The sequence below is a fragment of the Streptomyces fodineus genome, from assembly GCF_001735805.1.
In the GTDB taxonomy this organism is placed as follows: domain Bacteria; phylum Actinomycetota; class Actinomycetes; order Streptomycetales; family Streptomycetaceae; genus Streptomyces; species Streptomyces fodineus.
Genome location: NZ_CP017248.1, coordinates 3,669,521 through 3,686,065, shown reverse-complemented (window position 1 = coordinate 3,686,065; position 16,545 = coordinate 3,669,521). Strand labels below are relative to the sequence as shown.

Below are 16,545 nucleotides of genomic sequence, written 5' to 3'. Positions count from 1 at the left end.
ATTGACCGACCAACGGAGTCCCCGTGTCGCTGCCACCCCTGGTCGAGCCAGCTCCTGAGCTCACCGTAGACGAGGTCCGCAGGTACTCCCGCCACCTGATCATCCCCGACGTCGGGATGGACGGGCAGAAGCGGCTGAAGAACGCCAAGGTGCTCTGTGTGGGCGCCGGCGGACTGGGCTCGCCGGCGCTGATGTATCTGGCCGCCGCCGGTGTGGGCACCCTCGGCATCGTGGAGTTCGACGAGGTCGACGAGTCGAACCTGCAGCGCCAGATCATCCACAGCCAGTCCGACATCGGCCGTTCCAAGGCGGAGTCCGCCCGGGACAGCGTCAAGGGCATCAACCCGTACGTGAACGTGGTCCTGCACGAAGAGCGGCTCGAGGCCGAGAACGTGATGGACATCTTCAGCCAGTACGACCTGATCGTCGACGGCACGGACAACTTCGCGACCCGGTACCTGGTCAACGACGCGTGCGTGCTGCTGAACAAGCCGTACGTGTGGGGTTCGATCTACCGCTTCGACGGCCAGGCCTCCGTCTTCTGGTCCGAGCACGGCCCCTGCTACCGCTGCCTCTACCCGGAGCCCCCGCCCCCCGGCATGGTCCCCTCCTGCGCCGAGGGCGGCGTCCTGGGGGTGCTCTGCGCGTCCATCGGCTCCATCCAGGTCAACGAGGCCATCAAGCTCCTCGCGGGCATCGGCGAGCCGCTGGTCGGCCGCCTGATGATCTACGACGCCCTGGAGATGACGTACCGCCAGGTCAAGGTCCGCAAGGACCCGAACTGCGCGGTCTGCGGCGAGAACCCGACCGTCACCGAGCTCATCGACTACGAGGCCTTCTGCGGCGTCGTGTCCGAGGAGGCCCAGGCGGCGGCCGCCGACTCCACGATCACTCCGAAGCAGCTCAAGGCGTGGATCGACGACGGCGAGAACATCGAGATCATCGACGTCCGCGAGCCGAACGAGTACGAGATCGTCTCCATCCCGGGCGCCCGGCTGATCCCGAAGAACGAGTTCCTCATGGGCACCGCCCTGCAGGGCCTCCCGCAGGACAAGAAGATCGTCCTGCATTGCAAGACGGGTGTCCGCAGTGCGGAAGTCCTCGCCGTCCTGAAGTCCGCGGGCTTCGCCGACGCCGTCCACGTCGGCGGCGGCGTCATCGGCTGGGTCAACCAGATCGAACCGCACAAGCCGGTCTACTGATCACCGCTTCCGCTCACCAGCGGGACTGAAGAAGCCCACGGCTCTGACCAGCACAGATGCCGTGGGCTTCGGCCGTTGTCGGCCGGTGTCTGGCATTCTGACAACGATCGGTGTGAGGTTGGTTCGTGGTGACGACCACCCGGATACATGATCGGCGGGGGCATGGCAGGGCAGCTGTTCACCTTGGTGGGTGTGCTCATCGGTGCCGTTGCGTCCTACGTGGGCGGAGCCTTGACGGAAAGGTCTCGCTGGCGGCGCCGTTCACCCTCGCGTCAGGAGCACACCGTGCCGGCCTTCGGTTCCTGCCCGTCCAGCAGGTAGGCGTTCACCGCGCTCTGCACGCACCTGTCCTTGCTGTCGTACGCACCGTGCCCCTGGCCCTTGTACGTCAGCTCGACGGCCACGCCCTTGCCGAGCGCGTCCACCATCTTCTTCGCGCCCTCGTACGGGGTGGCCGGGTCGCCGGTGTTGCCGACGACGAGGATGGGCGCCGAGCCGGGTGCGCTGACGTCGGGGTGGTCGGCGGCGCCCGCCACGGGCCAGTTGGTGCAGCTGACCATGCCCCAGGCCAGGTAGTCCCCGAACAGCGGGGAGGCGGCGCGGAACTCGGGCAGCTTCCGCTGGACGTAGTCGACTGTGTACCGCGGCTTCTCGTCGGCGCAGTTGATCGCGATGTTCGCCGCGGTGATGTTGCTGTACTCGCCGTTCTCGCTGCGGCCGTTCATCGAGTCGGACAGCAGCATGAGGATCTTGCCGTCGCCCGCGTACGCCTGCTCCAGGCCCTCGGTCAGGTACTCCCAGAAATCCTTGGAGTACAGGGACTGGGCGATGCCGTTGGTGGCGGCGGTCTGGGTGAGCTGACGCGGCGCGATGCCGGGGATCGGTTTCTTCTCCAGGTCGTTCAGCAGTTTCGCGATGCGGTTCTTGACGTCCTGCGGGGTGGCGCCGATGGGACATTCCGTGCTCTTCGACGTGCAGTCATCGGCGAAGTTGTCCAGCGCGAGCTGGAAACCCCTGGCCTGCCCGAGCGAGCTCTGTTCGGGGTCCTGCGTGGGGTCGACGACGGCGTCGAGCACGGCCCGGCCGACGTTCTTGGGGAACAGGTGGGCGTACACTCCGCCGAGTTGGGTGCCGTAGGAGATGCCGAAGTAGTGCAGCTTGGCGTCGCCGAGGACCTGACGCATCAGGTCCATGTCGCGGGCCGCGTCCGTGGTGGCCACGTGCGGCAGGATCTTCTTGGAGTTCTTCTCGCAGGCCGCGTTGAACTGCTTGGTGCGGTTCAGGAGTTGGGTGCGCTCGGCGCCGTTGTCGGGAGTCGCGTCCTGCTGGAAGTACACGTCCAGCTGGGAGTCGCTCTCGCACGTGACCGGCGCGCTGCGGCCGACCCCGCGCGGGTCGAAGCTGACCAGGTCGTAGCGGGTGCGTAGGGCGGCGTAGTCCTCGCCGAACGCGGGCAGTGTGCTGACACCGCTGCCGCCCGGGCCGCCGAAGTTGAACACGAGCGAGCCGATCCGCTTGCTCGCGGGGCCGCTGGCCCGGGCGCGGATCAGGGCGATGCCGATCGTGTCGCCCTTCGGGTTGCCCCAGTCCAGCGGCGCCTTCATGGTGGCGCACTGCCAGGAGCCGCCGCCGGGCAGCGGGGAGGGGGCGCTGCCGCTGCCCTCCGCCTCGGAGGGGGCCGGGCAGTCCTTCCAGTCCAGCTGCTGCGCCGCGAGGTCGCCGCCCTTGGCGCCGTCGCCGCATCCGGCCAGCGCGGCGGACAACAGCACGGCGGTGGTGGTCAGAGCGGCGGCGCGCAGCCGGAAGGGGTTCGCCATGCCCCCATCCTGGGGGCGGACACGCCGGTGCGCGCGGGGCGCGGGCCGTACGAGGTACGCGCACCCCTGCCCTTACAGGGCTCCCTTGCGGGTGAGGTGGTTGAAGGCCAGCCAGCCCGGGAGCACCGGCAGCCACAGCGTCAGCAGGCGGTACAGCAGGACGGCCGGGGCGGCGACCTCCTTGGGCAGACCGAAGGCGATCAGACCGAGCGTGAGGCTCGCCTCCACCGCGCCCACGCCGCCCGGGGTGGGCGCCGCGGAGCCGAGCGCGTTGCCGGCGAGGAAGACCACGGCGACGCTGGCGATGCTGAGCGAGACCGAGCCGCCGCCGAACGCCCGGACGGAGGCGTCCAGGCACATCACGAAGCAGGCCGTCAGCAGCAGCATGCCGCCGATACCGGTGACGAGCTTCTGCGGCCGTTGCAGCACGTCGAGCATGCGCGGGACGACACCGGCGAACAGCGACCGCACGCGCGTGACGACGAATTTCCGCAGGAACGGCACCGAGGTCACCACGAGCACCAGCACGGCCACGGTCAGCAGGCCCGCGATGACCGTCCGGGACGGCGACAGCGACGGGGTCTTCTCGGTGCCGGTGAGGTAGCCGAAGGACAGCAGCATCAGGATGTGCGCGCCGAGCCCGAACAGCTGCGACGCGCCGACACTCGCCACCGCGAGCCCCGGGCGCACCCCGGCGCGCTGGAGGAAGCGCGTGTTGAGGGCGACACCGCCGACCGCGGCCGGTGCCACGATCTTCACGAACGACCCGGCGACCTGCGCGGCCACCGCCTTCGGGAACGACACTCGCTCGGGCACGAACCCCAGCAGCGCCATCGACGCGGCGACGTAGCTGAGCGCGGAGAACAGCACCGCGGCGACCACCCAGCCCCACTGGGCCTGCGCGAACAGCGTGCCGAACTCGATGTGGGTGAGCTGAGTCAGCAGGTAGTACGCGCCGATCGCGCCGGCGATGAAGCTGATGAGCGTGCGCGGCCGCACCCGCTCCAGCCGGGCCGGTTCCACGGGGGCCTGCGGCCGGATCCGCAGCACCTGATGCCGGATCTGGGTGAGCAGATCCTCCTCGCGTGCCTCGTCGAGGGCTTCGTCGATGGCCCGTCGCTCCGCCCGCTCCTCGGCGCGGACCGTCTTCTTGTCGGGCTTCTCCAGGGCGGGCCGGCTCGCCTCGGACGCCTCCTCCAGGCGGGCCAGCTTGGCCTGCCTGGAGGCCTCCAGGACCGCTTCCCGTTCGCGCTGGGCGCGCTCCCGGGCGAGCCGGCGCAGCGTCGCGCGCGTGGAGCGCGTCAGCGCGATCGGCTGGAGCATCGGCAGGCAGTCGGCGACCGCGTCGGGGCCGAGCACGCCGACCGCCGAGGCCACCGCACGCTCGGCGCCCACCCGCAGCCCGAGCGTCGTGAGCAGCTGGGCCACGTCCATGCGCAGCAGCAGCTCGCCGGCGGCGATCTCGCCGCCGCGCAGCTCGCTGAGGATGACCCTGCCGGAACGATCCACCAAAATCGCGTCACCTGCGAGTCTGCGGTGCGCGATGCGCCGCGACTGCAGCGCCCGCACCTGGTGCCAGGTGTTGCGCAGCAGCTCGTCGGTGATCTCCTCGTCGGCCAGCGAGTCCAGCGTGCGCCCGCCGGTGTGCTCGTAGACGAGCATGACGGCGTCGGGGCCGAGTTCGGAGGTGGCGATCAGCTTGGGGGCGTTGGCGCCGGCCGCGATCGCCGCGTACGCCAGCAGCGCCTCCTGTTCCAGCGCCTGGCGCAGCGACTGGAGGCTGGAGCGGGTGGCGAAACCGCGCAGGGTGAGATTGCGCCACGCCCGGTAGAAGAAGCCCTGGGCCTGCTGTTCCCGGTCCACGACCGTGACGTCCAGCGGCGGGCCGTCCTCCAGGGTGACGAAGTAGCGCCGGCCACGGTCGCCGTTCTCCGTCTCCACGGCCTCCTCGCGGCTCGCGCTGACGGGGTGGAAGCCGACGTGCCGCAGGCCCGCCATCAGGGTCTGCCCGGTGGGGCGGACGTTGGGGGAGCCGACCGCGTACAGCGTGCCGTAGGCGATCGTCCAGCCGATCAGCACGGTCAGGATGATCGAGAACGGCGTGGTGTAGCCGGTGACCAGCATCGAGAACGCGTCGAGCAGCAGCACGATCCACAGCACCGCGCGCCATCTGGGTCTGCGGGACATGCCGACGGCCGTCATGTAGGCGATGACGGGTGCCAGATAGCCGTGCACGGGGTCGGTCAGCGCGTGGATGTCGCCCGGCGAGGGCTGGGTGAGCGCCTCCTGGATCGAGCCGGGGGCGGCCCTCGCGACCCACAGGTCGGTCGCGAGGGTCACTCCGTGGGCCAGGACGGCCGCGAGGACGCCGTCGGCGATGCGCAGCCCGTCGCGTTTGATCAGCCGTTCGATCGCGAAGGCGACCGGCACCAGCAGGACCGCGATGCTGGACACCAGACCCGCGATCTTGATGAGCAGATCGGGGGCCTGCCCGGTGCCCTTGTTGATGTCCTGTTCGAGACCCGAGGTGGTGCCGTGCGCGAACGCGGCGATCGCGAGCACCACCACGATGGCGAGCACGCCCACCAGCAGCCGCATGAGGTCGGAGGGTCGGTGCACGCGCGCGGGGAGCAGCGGTTCGTCGCCCTCCACGGCCTCGGCGTGCGGATCGTCGTCTGCGCCCGGACCCTGACCGGGGGGCGTGTTCTCCGAGACGTGTGCCCCCTCGGTGTCGTCGTGATCGCCTCCATGCGCGCGTGGGCCGCCGCCCGCGGGAGCTCCGGCGTCGGTGTCCCGGTCCCGCGCGCGGGGGCCGCCGTCCGCGGCCGGACCTACGTTCTCCCTGCCGTCGTCTGCGGCCGGACCGGCGGTCTCCCCGCCCTCCGTGGCCGGACCCGCGTCCTTCGCGCCGTCGTCCGTGGCCGGACCCGCGTCCTCCGTGCCGTCGTGCCTGCGCGGACCGGTGCTTTTCGGCTGCGCGTCGCCGGTCCTGCCCGCGCCGCCGGAGGCGTCGGGGCGTGCGGCGGCGTCAGGGGTGCCCGCCGCGCCTTCGGGGTGCACGCCCTGCTGATTCATGGTCTCTTCTTGGTCTCGTATCACCAGTCACCGCCCGCACGATGGTGGCATGCCCCACCGACACACGCGGGCATCAGGGTGCGAATCCGCGGGCGCACAGTCTGCCCGAAGCGCCGTCCGGGGGCGAGAGGGCCGTTCCTCGCACTCCGCGGAGCGTTGTCGGTGGGGTGCGGCAGGATGGGACGAATGAGCGAGCAGAGCCCTGCCGAGGACACCCGCGAGGAGTACGCGGACGACCTGCCGGAGTACGCCGAGCGGGTCCTCGACGTAGCCGAGCGGATCCCGCCGGGGCGGGTCATGACGTACGGGGACGTCGCCGAGTGGCTCGAGGAAGGGGGACCGCGCCAGGTCGGCCGGGTGATGTCGCTCTACGGCGGCGCCGTCCCATGGTGGCGTGTCGTACGTGCCGACGGGGTGCTCCTGCCCGGCCACGAGCTGCGCGCGCTCGCCCACTACCGCGCGGAGGGGACGCCGCTGAAGGAAGCGGCCAGGAGCGCCGAGGGCCATCTGCCGCGGCTCGACATGCGGCGGGCCCGATGGGACGGCGGGGCGGGCACAGGGGGTCACATCTGACAGCTTCCGCCATCGGATGCCCTCGGGGAGAGCCCGTCGTCCATTCGGGTGACGTGGGGGACATCCGTGGCATGACGTACGTTCGTGGGTTGTGGGACGCACGCGGCGTGAGCGCCGTGAGGGAAGAAGCGGAAGCTCTGCTTCCATCCGGTGCGGCGGCGTAGCGTCGGCTGCACGCGTCCCCGTCACCCCGCGGCCACCGCCTCGCACGCGTGACCGCCCGCCCGCCAGCACAACCACCAGGACCGGCCGATCACGTGAGCTCCTCTTTCTCCACCAGGCGCCTGCCGCACCACCAGGTGCGGCAGGGGGGCCGTGGCGCTTACCGACTGGTCCGTACCCCGCCGGCCGCCGTGGCCCCTCCTCGTCTGGACGCCGCTCAGCGCGCCGTGGTTGAGCACCGGAGCGGACCTCTGCTCGTCCTCGCCGGTCCCGGCACCGGCAAGACCACCACCCTCGTCGAGTCCGTGGCCGCACGTGTCGGCCGGGGCGCCGACGCCGAGCGCATCCTGGTGCTCACGTTCAGCCGCAAGGCCGCCGTCGACCTGCGCGACCGCATGGCCCTGCGCATCGGCGCCGCCCGCGCGCCCCGGGCGACCACGTTCCACTCGTACTGCTACGCCCTGGTGCGCGCCCACCAGGACAGCGGACTGTTCACCGAGCCGCTGCGCCTGCTCTCCGGCCCCGAGCAGGACGTCACCGTCCGTGAGCTGCTCGCCGGGCAGCCCGAGCTGGAGCGCCTCGGGCTCACCCGTGTGCGCTGGCCCGACGAGCTGCGCGCCTGCCTGACCACGCGGGGCTTCGCCGACGAGGTCCGCGCGGTCCTCGCCCGCAGTCGCGAGCTGGGCCTCGCTCCCGACTCGCTGGACGCCTTCGCCCGCCGTATCGGCCGCCCCGACTGGCGCGCCGCCGCCGCGTTCCTCGCCGACTACCTGGACGTGCTCGATCTGCAGGGCGTGATCGACTACGCGGAACTGGTCCACCGCGCGGTCCTCCTCGCCCGCCGCCCCGAGACCGCCGCACGGCTCGCCGCCCAGTACGACGCCGTGTACGTCGACGAGTACCAGGACACCGACCCCGCCCAGGTACGGCTCCTGCACGCGCTCGCCGGCGGTGGACGCACCCTGGTCGCCTTCGGTGACCCCGATCAGTCGATCTACGCCTTCCGGGGCGCCGACGTGAACGGCATCCTCGACTTCCCGGCGGCCTTCCCGCGCGCGGACGGCAGCCCAGCCCCCGTCGAGGTGCTGCGCACCTCCCGCCGCTCGGGCGCCGCCCTGCTGGCCGCGACGCGCCTGATCACCCAGCGCATGCCACTGCCCCGGCTGCCCGCCGGCAAGGTCCGTGCGCACCGGGAGCCCGCCGCTGTCCGCGACGGGGGCCGCGTCGAGGTCTACACGTACCCGACACCTGGCACAGAAGTGGACAACATCGCGGACATCCTGCGCCGCGCGCACCTGGAGGACGGTGTCGCCTGGAGCGACATGGCCGTCCTGGTCCGGGCCGGGGCACGCTCGCTGCCGACCCTCCGCCGCGCCCTCACCGCGGCCGGCGTCCCGCTGGACATCGACGGCGACGACCTGCCCCTGCGCCACGAACCGGCGGTGGCCCCCCTGCTGGCGGCGCTGCGCGCGGTGGCCACGGCGGAGGCCCGGCGCCATGACCGGAACCCCTCAGCGGAGGCCGAACTGCCCTCTGCGGAAGCCCCTTTGGAAGAGGCAGCCGCTGAAGGAGCTGCTGCTGAAGCGGCCGTCGCCGTGGACGCAGCACCCGAAGACAGCACAGAGGGCGGGCCCGACACCGCCTGGCTCGACACCGAGACCGCGCTCACCCTGCTCGCCTCCCCCCTCGCCGGCATGGACCCGGCCGACCTGCGCCGCCTCGGGCGTGCCCTGCGAGAGGAGGAGCGGGCCGCCGGCAACCCGTTGCCGCCCCCTTCCGACGTGCTGCTCGCCCGCGCGCTCGCCGAACCCGAGCGCCTCGCCGTACACGACCCGGTGTACGCGCGCGGGGCGCAGCGTCTCGGCGCGCTGCTCCGCAAGGCCCGCGAACGCCTCGCGGGCGGCGGTACGGCCGAGGAGGCGCTGTGGGACCTGTGGGAGGGCACGCCCTGGCCCACGCGCCTGGAGCGGGCCGCCCGGCGCGGCGGCGCGGCCGGCCGCAACGCCGACCGGGACCTGGACGCCGTGTGCGCGCTGTTCGCCACCGCCGCGCGCGCGGAGGAGCGCACCGGAGGCCGTGGCGCCCTGAACTTCCTGGAGGAGATCGAGGCCGAGGACATCGCCGCCGACACGCTCGCCCGCCGCGCCGTACGCCCCGACGGCGTCCGCCTGATGACCGCGCACCGCGCCAAGGGCCTTCAGTGGCGGCTGGTCGTCGTCGCCGGTGTCCAGGAGGGCCTGTGGCCCGACCTGCGCCGCCGTGGCTCCCTCCTGGAGGCCGACCGCATCGGCCGCGACGGACTCGCCGAACCGCTCACCCCAGGTGCCCTGCTCGCCGAGGAGCGCCGGCTGTTCTACGTCGCCGCCACGCGCGCGCGTGAACGCCTCGTCGTCACCGCAGTGAAGGCACCGGCCGACGACGGCGACCAGCCGTCCCGCTTCCTGACCGAACTCGGCGTCGAGCCCCGGGACGTCACCGGCCGCCCCCGCCGCCCGCTGTCCGTGGCCGCGCTCGTCGCCGAGCTGCGCGCCACCACGGTCGACCCGCGCGCGTCCGCCGCCCTGCGGGAGGCCGCCGCCCGCCGGCTGGCCCGGCTGGCGGCGCTCGCCGACGAGGACGGCCGGCCACTGGTGCCGTCCGCGCACCCCCACCGCTGGTGGGGCATGTACGACCCGACCGAGAGCAAGGTGCCGCTGCGGCACCGCGACCGGCCGGTCGTGCTCTCCGGCAGCGCCCTCGACCAGCTCGCCAACACCTGCGCGCTCCAGTGGTTCCTGGGCCGCGAGGTGAAGGCCGACGCCCCGGCCACCACCGCGCAGGGCTTCGGCAACGTCGTCCACGTCCTCGCCGACGAGGTCGCCTCCGGCCGTACCCCCGCCGACCTCGACGTCCTGATGGAACGCCTGGACTCGGTCTGGAATGCGCTGGCCTTCGATGCGCCCTGGAAGTCGCAGCAGGAGAAGGACAACGCGCGCGTGGCGCTCGAACGCTTCCTGAACTGGCATGTGCTGGACCGCACCGGACGCACCCCGGTGGCGAGCGAGCAGGACTTCGACGTCACCCTCGAAGCGGGCGACTACCAGGTCCGCATCCGCGGCCAGATGGACCGCGTGGAGGCGGACGGCGACGGCCGCGCCTACGTGGTGGACTTCAAGACCGGCAAGCAGGCACCCAGCGCCGGCGAGGTGGCCCGCCATCCCCAGCTCGCCGTCTACCAGCTCGCCGTCCAGGAGGGCGCCGTCGACGAGGCCTTCGACGGCGTACACCCCGAACCCGGCGGCGCCGAACTGGTGCACCTCAGGCAGGGCGCCGCCCAGCGCGACGGAGGCGACAGCCTGCCCAGGACGCAGACCCAGGAGCCGCTGTCGGGGGAGTGGGTCGGCGAGCTGCTCGCCACCGCCGCCGGCAAGGTCCTCGACGAGCGGTTCGCGCCGGACACCGGCCAGCACTGCACCCACTGCGCGTTCCGCGCCTCGTGCAGCGCCCGGCCCGAGGGGCGGCACGTGGTGGAGTGAGCCACCCGAAGGTGCCGGAGTGACGCACGGCACCACACGCGCTGACCTGCGTCTCTTCCTCCCCGGACGACTGATCCGCGCCCGGTTGTCAGTGCTCGCCGCTAGCCTCTTTCGACATGCCCGCCCGTATCACCGACCCCGAGCAGCTCAAAGAGCTCCTCGGCATCCCGTTCACCCCGGAGCAGACGGCCTGCATCACCGCGCCGCCCGCCCCGCAGGTCATCGTGGCCGGAGCCGGCTCGGGCAAGACCACCGTGATGGCCGCCCGCGTGGTCTGGCTGGTCGGCACCGGCCAGGTCGCCCCCGAACAGGTCCTCGGCCTGACCTTCACCAACAAGGCCGCCGGCGAGCTGGCCGAACGCGTCCGCAAAGCACTGATCAAGGCCGGCGTGACCGACCCGGACGTCATCGACCCGGACAACCCGCCGGGCGAGCCGGTGATCTCGACGTACCACTCCTTCGCCGGCCGCCTCCTCACCGACCACGGCCTGCGCCTCGGCCTGGAACCCACCTCCCGGCTGCTCGCCGACGCCACCCGTTACCAGCTCGCCGCGCGCGTGCTGCGCGAGGCCCCCGGCCCCTACCCCGCGCTGACCCGCTCCTTCGCCGACCTCGTCAGCGACCTGCTCGCCCTCGACTCCGAACTCGCCGAACACCTCGTCGACCCCGAGGACGTGCGCGCCTTTGACGCGGAGCTGCTGCACACCCTGCGGAGCGCCAAGCTCACCAACGCCGAGCTGCGCAAGGTCCCCGAGACGGCCGCCGCCCGCCGTGAACTGGCCGAACTCGTCCGGCGCTACCGCACGGCCAAGCGCGAACGCGACCTGCTCGACTTCGGCGACCAGATCGCCCTGTCCGCCCGGCTCGCCCGCATCCCCGAGGTGGGCCGCCTGCTGCGCGAGGAGTTCCGCGTGGTGCTCCTGGACGAGTACCAGGACACCTCCGTGGCCCAACGCGTCCTGCTGGCAGGCCTGTTCGGCGGCGGTACGGGCCATCCGGTGACCGCGGTCGGCGACCCCTGCCAGGCCATCTACGGCTGGCGCGGCGCCTCCGTCGCCAACCTGGACGACTTCCCCGCCCACTTCGCGCACGCCGACGGCCGCCCCGCCACCCGTCAGGCGCTCAGCGAGAACCGCCGCAGCGGCGGCCGCCTCCTCGACCTCGCCAATGGTCTCGCCGAGCCCCTGCGCGCCATGCACGCGGGCGTGGAGGCCCTGCGCCCGGCCCCCGGCGCCGAGCACGACGGCACGGTCCGCTGCGCCCTGCTGCCCACCCACGCCGAGGAGATCGGCTGGATCTCCGACTCCATCGCCCACCTCGTGCACACCGGCACGGCCCCCGGCGAGATCGCCGTACTGTGCCGCACGGCCACCGACTTCGCCGAGATCCAGGGCGCCCTCGTGGCCCGGGACATCCCCGTCGAGGTGGTCGGCCTGTCCGGGCTGCTGCACCTGCCGGAGGTCGCCGACCTCGTCGCCGTCTGCGAGGTCCTTCAGGACCCCGGGGCCAACGCCTCCCTGGTACGCCTGCTGACCGGCCCGCGCTGGCGCATCGGCCCCCGCGACCTCGCCCTGCTCGGCCGCCGCGCCCGCCTGCTGGTCGTCCACACGCGCGTGGACGACACCGACGACCCGGACCGCCGGCTCGCCGCCGCCGTCGAAGGGGTCGACCCGGCCGAGGTGACATCGCTCGCGGACGCCCTCGACACCTTCCTCGAAACACCCCTGAACGGCGAGGGGGACGACGACGAGCTGCCGTTCTCCCCGGACGCGCGCGTGCGCTTCGCGCACCTGGCCGCCGAACTGCGTGACCTGCGCCGCTCGCTGTCCGACCCGCTGATGGACGTCCTGCACCGCGTTCTCGCCGTCACCGGCCTGGAGGTGGAGCTGTCGGCGTCCCCGCACGCCCTGGCCGCCCGCCGCCGCGAGACCCTGTCCAACTTCCTCGACATCGCCGCCTCCTTCGCGGCGAGCGACGCGGACGCCACCCTGCTCGCCTTCCTCGGCTTCCTGCGCACCGCCGCGCAGTACGAGAAAGGCCTCGACAACGCCCTGCCCGGCGGCGAGAACACCGTCAAGGTGCTCACCGCCCACAAGTCCAAAGGCCTGGAGTGGGACGTCGTGGCCGTTCCCGGACTGGTCAAGGGCACGTTCCCCAGCGCACAGGGCCGCGAGAAATGGACGGCGCAGGCCAAGGTGGTGCCGCACGCCCTGCGTGGCGACTCCGACACCCTGCCCGACATCGAGGGCTGGGACGCGCGCGGCATGAAGGCCTTCCATGAGGCCATGAAGGACCACCAGCACACCGAGGAGCTCCGCCTCGGCTACGTCACCTTCACCCGCCCCCGCTCCCTGCTGCTCGGCTCCGGCCACTGGTGGGGACCCAGCCAGAAGAAGAAGCGCGGCCCCTCCGGCTTCCTCCAGGCACTCCACGACCACTGTGCCGCCGGACACGGCGAGATCGAGGCGTGGGCCGAGGAGCCTGCCGAGGACGCGGAGAACCCCGCCCTGCACACCGCCGACGCCGACCAGGTCTGGCCGCTCCCGCTGGATGCCGCCGCCCTGGCCCGCCGCCGCGCGGCCGCCGAGACCGTCCTCGCCCACCTGGACGCCCTCGCCGCCCAGGACACCGGCCACCCGCCGGCCGCCCACGACCCCGCCGCCCTCGACGACCCGGACTGGCCCCCGCCGCCGGACGACGACCTCTATGGCGACGAGTCCTACGACGACGCGCCCTACGACACGTACGACGAGGACTTCCCGTACGACGAGGACCCCTTCGGCGACGAGGAACCGCCGTACGACACGGACGCCCCCGGCGCAGCCGACCGCGCCGACCGGGACACCCGGAGCGCCGGCCGCCGGCCCACGATCCCGCACCAGGCGCCCGCCCCGCCGCACCGTCCCGCCGAGGCGTCGTACGACGGTGACCTCACCCCCGAGGAGGCCCGCACCATCGCCTCCTGGGACCGTGACCTGGACGCGCTCACCGGAGAGTTGCTGCGCGCCCGGCAGGCCGTCACCGACGTCCCGCTGCCCGTCACGCTCACCGCGTCCCAGCTGATGCGCCTGGCCGAGGACCCGGACGGGCTCGCACAGGAACTCGCGCGCCCCATGCCGCGCCCCCCGCAACCGGCCGCGCGCCGGGGCACCCGCTTCCACGCCTGGGTCGAAGCCCGCTTCGAGGAACTGACACTGCCCCTGCTGGAGCCCGACGAGCTGCCCGGCAGCGATGCCGAGATCGCCGACGAACACGACCTGGAAGCCCTGAAGGAGGCCTTCGAACGCAGCGAGTACGCCCGGCGCACCCCCTACCGGGTCGAGTCCCCCTTCCAGCTCACCCTCGCCGGCCGCGTCGTGCGGGGCCGGATCGACGCGGTCTACAAGCACGGCGACGGCGACCAGGCGACGTACGAGATCGTCGACTGGAAGACCAGCCGCACCCGCAGCGCCGACCCGCTTCAGCTCGCCATCTACCGGCTGGCCTGGGCCGAGCAGCAGGGCGTACCGCCCGAGTCGGTCACGGTAGCCTTCCTGTACGTGCGCAGCGGCGAGGTCGTACGACCGCACGACCTGCCGGACCGGGCCGCCCTCGAACGGCTCCTCACGGAAGACGCCGAAGTGGCACACCGAACGACCTGAGTGTGACGAACCGCCCGCCGAGGATGTCAGTGCGGGCCGATAGGCTCGTGAACATGAGCCAGACCCCGGACAGCGCCGTCCGTACGTACATCGAGCAGCACCGCGCCGCCTTCCTCGACGACCTCGCGGCATGGCTGCGCATCCCGTCCGTGTCGGCCCAGCCCGACCACGCGCCCGACGTACGGCGCAGCGCCGACTGGCTCGCCGCCCAGCTCAAGGAGACCGGCTTCCCGACCGCCGAGGTCTGGCTGACCCCGGGCGCTCCGGCCGTCTTCGCCGAGTGGCCCTCGGACGACCCCGAGGCGCCCACCGTCCTCGTCTACGGCCACCACGACGTGCAGCCCGCCGCCCGCGAGGACGGCTGGGACAGCGACCCCTTCGAGCCGGTCGTCCGCGGAAACCGTCTCTACGCGCGCGGGGCGGCCGACGACAAGGGCCAGGTGTTCTTCCACACACTCGGCGTCCGCGCCCACCTCGCCGCCACCGGCCGCACCGCCCCAGCGGTCCACCTGAAGCTGCTGATCGAGGGCGAGGAGGAGTCCGGCTCCCCGCATTTCCGCGCCCTCGTCGAGGAGCACGCCTCACGGCTCGCCGCCGACGCCGTGATCGTGTCGGACACCGGCATGTGGTCCGAGGACACCCCGACCGTCTGCACCGGCATGCGCGGCCTCGCCGAGTGCGAGATCCGGCTGTACGGCCCCGACCAGGACATCCACTCCGGCTCCTTCGGCGGCGCCGTACCCAACCCGGCCACCGCGGCCGCCCGCCTGGCCGCCGCCCTGCACGACGAGCACGCACGCGTGGCGATCCCCGGCTTCTACGACGGCATCGTGGAACTGACCGACCGCGAGCGCGAGCTGTTCGCCGAGCTGCCCTTCGACGAACAGCGCTGGCTGGACACCGCCAAGTCCCGAGCCACCCACGGCGAGGCCGGCTACAGCACCCTCGAACGCATCTGGGCCCGCCCGACCGCCGAGGTCAACGGCATCGGCGGCGGCTACCAGGGCCCCGGCAGCAAGACGATCATCCCGTCCACGGCCATGGTGAAGCTGTCCTTCCGGCTGGTCGCCGGCCAGGACCCCGACCAGGTGGAGCAGGCCGTCCGCGCCTGGGCCGAGGAGCAGCTGCCCGCCGGGATCCGGCACGAGATCGTCTTCGCCGCGGCCACGCGCCCGTGCCTGACACCCCTCGACCACCCCGCGCTGCGGTCCGTGGCCCGCGCTATGGGCCGCGCCTTCGAAAGACCGGTCCGCTTCACCCGCGAGGGCGGCTCCGGACCCGCCGCCGACCTCCAGGAAGTCCTCGGCGCCCCCGTGCTCTTCCTGGGCATCTCCGTCCCCTCCGACGGCTGGCACGCCCCCAACGAAAAGATCGAGCTGGACCTCCTGCTCAAGGGTGTCGAGACCAGCGCCTACCTGTGGGGTGACCTGGCCGAGCACTGGCGTCCCACGCCCTGACCCGCCGACGACATACGGGAGGGCACCGCAGCCGGGCACACTGGAACGACCGCCCCGGCCGCCCAGCCCTCGTCCGGTGCCTCCCGCCGTACGTCCCGCCGAACCGCCCGCCGAACGAACCGCTGCCCTGGGGGAGTTGGAAGCACCCGTGACCACCTGGACCGACGACACAGCCGATCGACCCATCTCGCTGACCGCACCGAGCGGCATCGACCGCGCCGCCCACCACCGGCTGGACGAGGCCTGGCTCGCGGCGGCGTGGAGCCACCCGACGACCCGCTGCTTCGTGGTCTCCGGCGGTCAGGTACTCATCGACGAGACCCCGGACGGCCGGACCGAACTCGTCATGACACCCTCCTTCGAGGCCCCGCTCACCGAGGCGCACCGCTACTTCCTCGGCATCGACGAGGACGGCGTCAGCTACTTCGCGCTCCAGAAGGACGCGCTGCCCGGCCGTATCGACCAGTCCGCGCGTCCCGCCGGGCTGCGGGAGGCGGGCCTGCTGCTCTCCCCACGCGACGCCGGGCTCATGGTGCACGCGGTCGGCCTGGAGAACTGGCAGCGCACCCACCGCTTCTGCTCCCGCTGCGGCGAACGCACGGTCATCGCCGCCGCCGGCCACATCCGCCGCTGCCCGGCCTGCGGCGCCGAGCACTACCCGCGCACCGACCCCGCAGTGATCATGGCCGTGACCGACGCGGACGACCGCATCCTGCTCGGCCGCCAGGTCCACTGGCCCGAGGGCCGCTTCTCCACGCTCGCCGGCTTCGTCGAACCCGGCGAGTCCATCGAGCAGGCGGTGCGCCGCGAGGTGTCCGAGGAGGTCGGCGTCACCGTCGGTCCCGTGGAGTACGTGGCCAGCCAGCCCTGGCCCTTCCCGTCCAGCCTGATGCTCGGCTTCATGGCCCGCGCCACCTCGACCGAGATCGACGTGGACGGCGACGAGATCCACGAGGCCCGCTGGTTCTCCCGCGAGGAACTGCACGACGCCTTCGAGTCCGGCGAGGTGCTGCCGCCCTACGGCATCTCCATCGCGGCCCGCCTGATCGAGATGTGGTACGGCAAGCCGCTGCCGACGCGCAGCTTCGTCTGAGGCGTCACCG

At 72.6% G+C, this 16,545-nt stretch carries 8 protein-coding genes; 6 read left to right on the top strand and 2 right to left on the bottom strand.

The features are described 5' to 3' along the window. The first annotated feature begins 23 nt into the window (after positions 1 to 23). Positions 24 to 1,202: an adenylyltransferase/sulfurtransferase MoeZ gene (gene moeZ / locus BFF78_RS15080; RefSeq protein WP_069778829.1), complete on the top strand. Its 1,179-nt coding sequence runs from the start codon at positions 24 to 26 to the stop codon at positions 1,200 to 1,202. A 272-nt stretch (positions 1,203 to 1,474) separates the two neighbouring features. Here the strand turns inward: moeZ and BFF78_RS15075 are convergent, their stop codons facing one another. Beyond that, the gene (locus BFF78_RS15075; protein WP_069778828.1) at positions 1,475 to 3,019 is read right to left on the bottom strand and encodes an alpha/beta hydrolase; all 1,545 of its coding nucleotides are present in this window, start codon (positions 3,017 to 3,019) and stop codon (positions 1,475 to 1,477) included. Between the two features lie 72 nt (positions 3,020 to 3,091). Further along, on the bottom strand, positions 3,092 to 6,094 hold the full coding sequence (locus BFF78_RS15070) for a lysylphosphatidylglycerol synthetase family protein (RefSeq protein ID WP_069778827.1): 3,003 nt from the start codon (positions 6,092 to 6,094) through the stop codon (positions 3,092 to 3,094). 186 nt (positions 6,095 to 6,280) lie between these two features. Between BFF78_RS15070 and BFF78_RS15065 the strand changes: the two genes are divergently transcribed. The 5 genes from BFF78_RS15065 to nudC all read left to right on the top strand — a co-directional run bounded on the left by BFF78_RS15065 (position 6,281) and on the right by nudC (position 16,535). Next, entirely contained in the window at positions 6,281 to 6,667 is a 387-nt protein-coding gene (locus BFF78_RS15065) for an MGMT family protein (protein WP_069778826.1), read from the top strand. A gap of 257 nt (positions 6,668 to 6,924) precedes the next feature. Then, positions 6,925 to 10,344 (top strand): ATP-dependent helicase, encoded by a 3,420-nt coding sequence (locus BFF78_RS15060; RefSeq protein WP_079161319.1) that lies wholly within the window; start codon positions 6,925 to 6,927, stop codon positions 10,342 to 10,344. Between the two features lie 116 nt (positions 10,345 to 10,460). Next, positions 10,461 to 13,985 (top strand): ATP-dependent helicase, encoded by a 3,525-nt coding sequence (locus BFF78_RS15055; RefSeq protein ID WP_069778824.1) that lies wholly within the window; start codon positions 10,461 to 10,463, stop codon positions 13,983 to 13,985. Positions 13,986 to 14,038: 53 nt separating this feature from the next. Then, a complete protein-coding gene (locus BFF78_RS15050) occupies positions 14,039 to 15,442 on the top strand; it encodes a dipeptidase (RefSeq protein ID WP_069778823.1) in 1,404 nt (467 codons plus the stop codon). Between the two features lie 148 nt (positions 15,443 to 15,590). Continuing rightward, positions 15,591 to 16,535, top strand: a complete 945-nt coding sequence (gene nudC, locus BFF78_RS15045) for an NAD(+) diphosphatase (RefSeq protein WP_069778822.1) — start codon at positions 15,591 to 15,593, stop codon at positions 16,533 to 16,535. Positions 16,536 to 16,545 lie beyond the last annotated feature (10 nt).

Excerpts from the sequence above, each read along its gene's own strand:
- BFF78_RS15055 (WP_069778824.1), top strand. The coding sequence starts at position 10,461 with ATGCCCGCCCGTATCACCGACCCCGAGCAGCTCAAAGAGCTCCTCGGC.
- BFF78_RS15075 (WP_069778828.1), bottom strand. The coding sequence starts at position 3,019 with ATGGCGAACCCCTTCCGGCTGCGCGCCGCCGCTCTGACCACCACCGCC.
- BFF78_RS15050 (WP_069778823.1), top strand. The coding sequence starts at position 14,039 with ATGAGCCAGACCCCGGACAGCGCCGTCCGTACGTACATCGAGCAGCAC.
- BFF78_RS15070 (WP_069778827.1), bottom strand. The coding sequence starts at position 6,094 with ATGAATCAGCAGGGCGTGCACCCCGAAGGCGCGGCGGGCACCCCTGAC.
- BFF78_RS15065 (WP_069778826.1), top strand. The coding sequence starts at position 6,281 with ATGAGCGAGCAGAGCCCTGCCGAGGACACCCGCGAGGAGTACGCGGAC.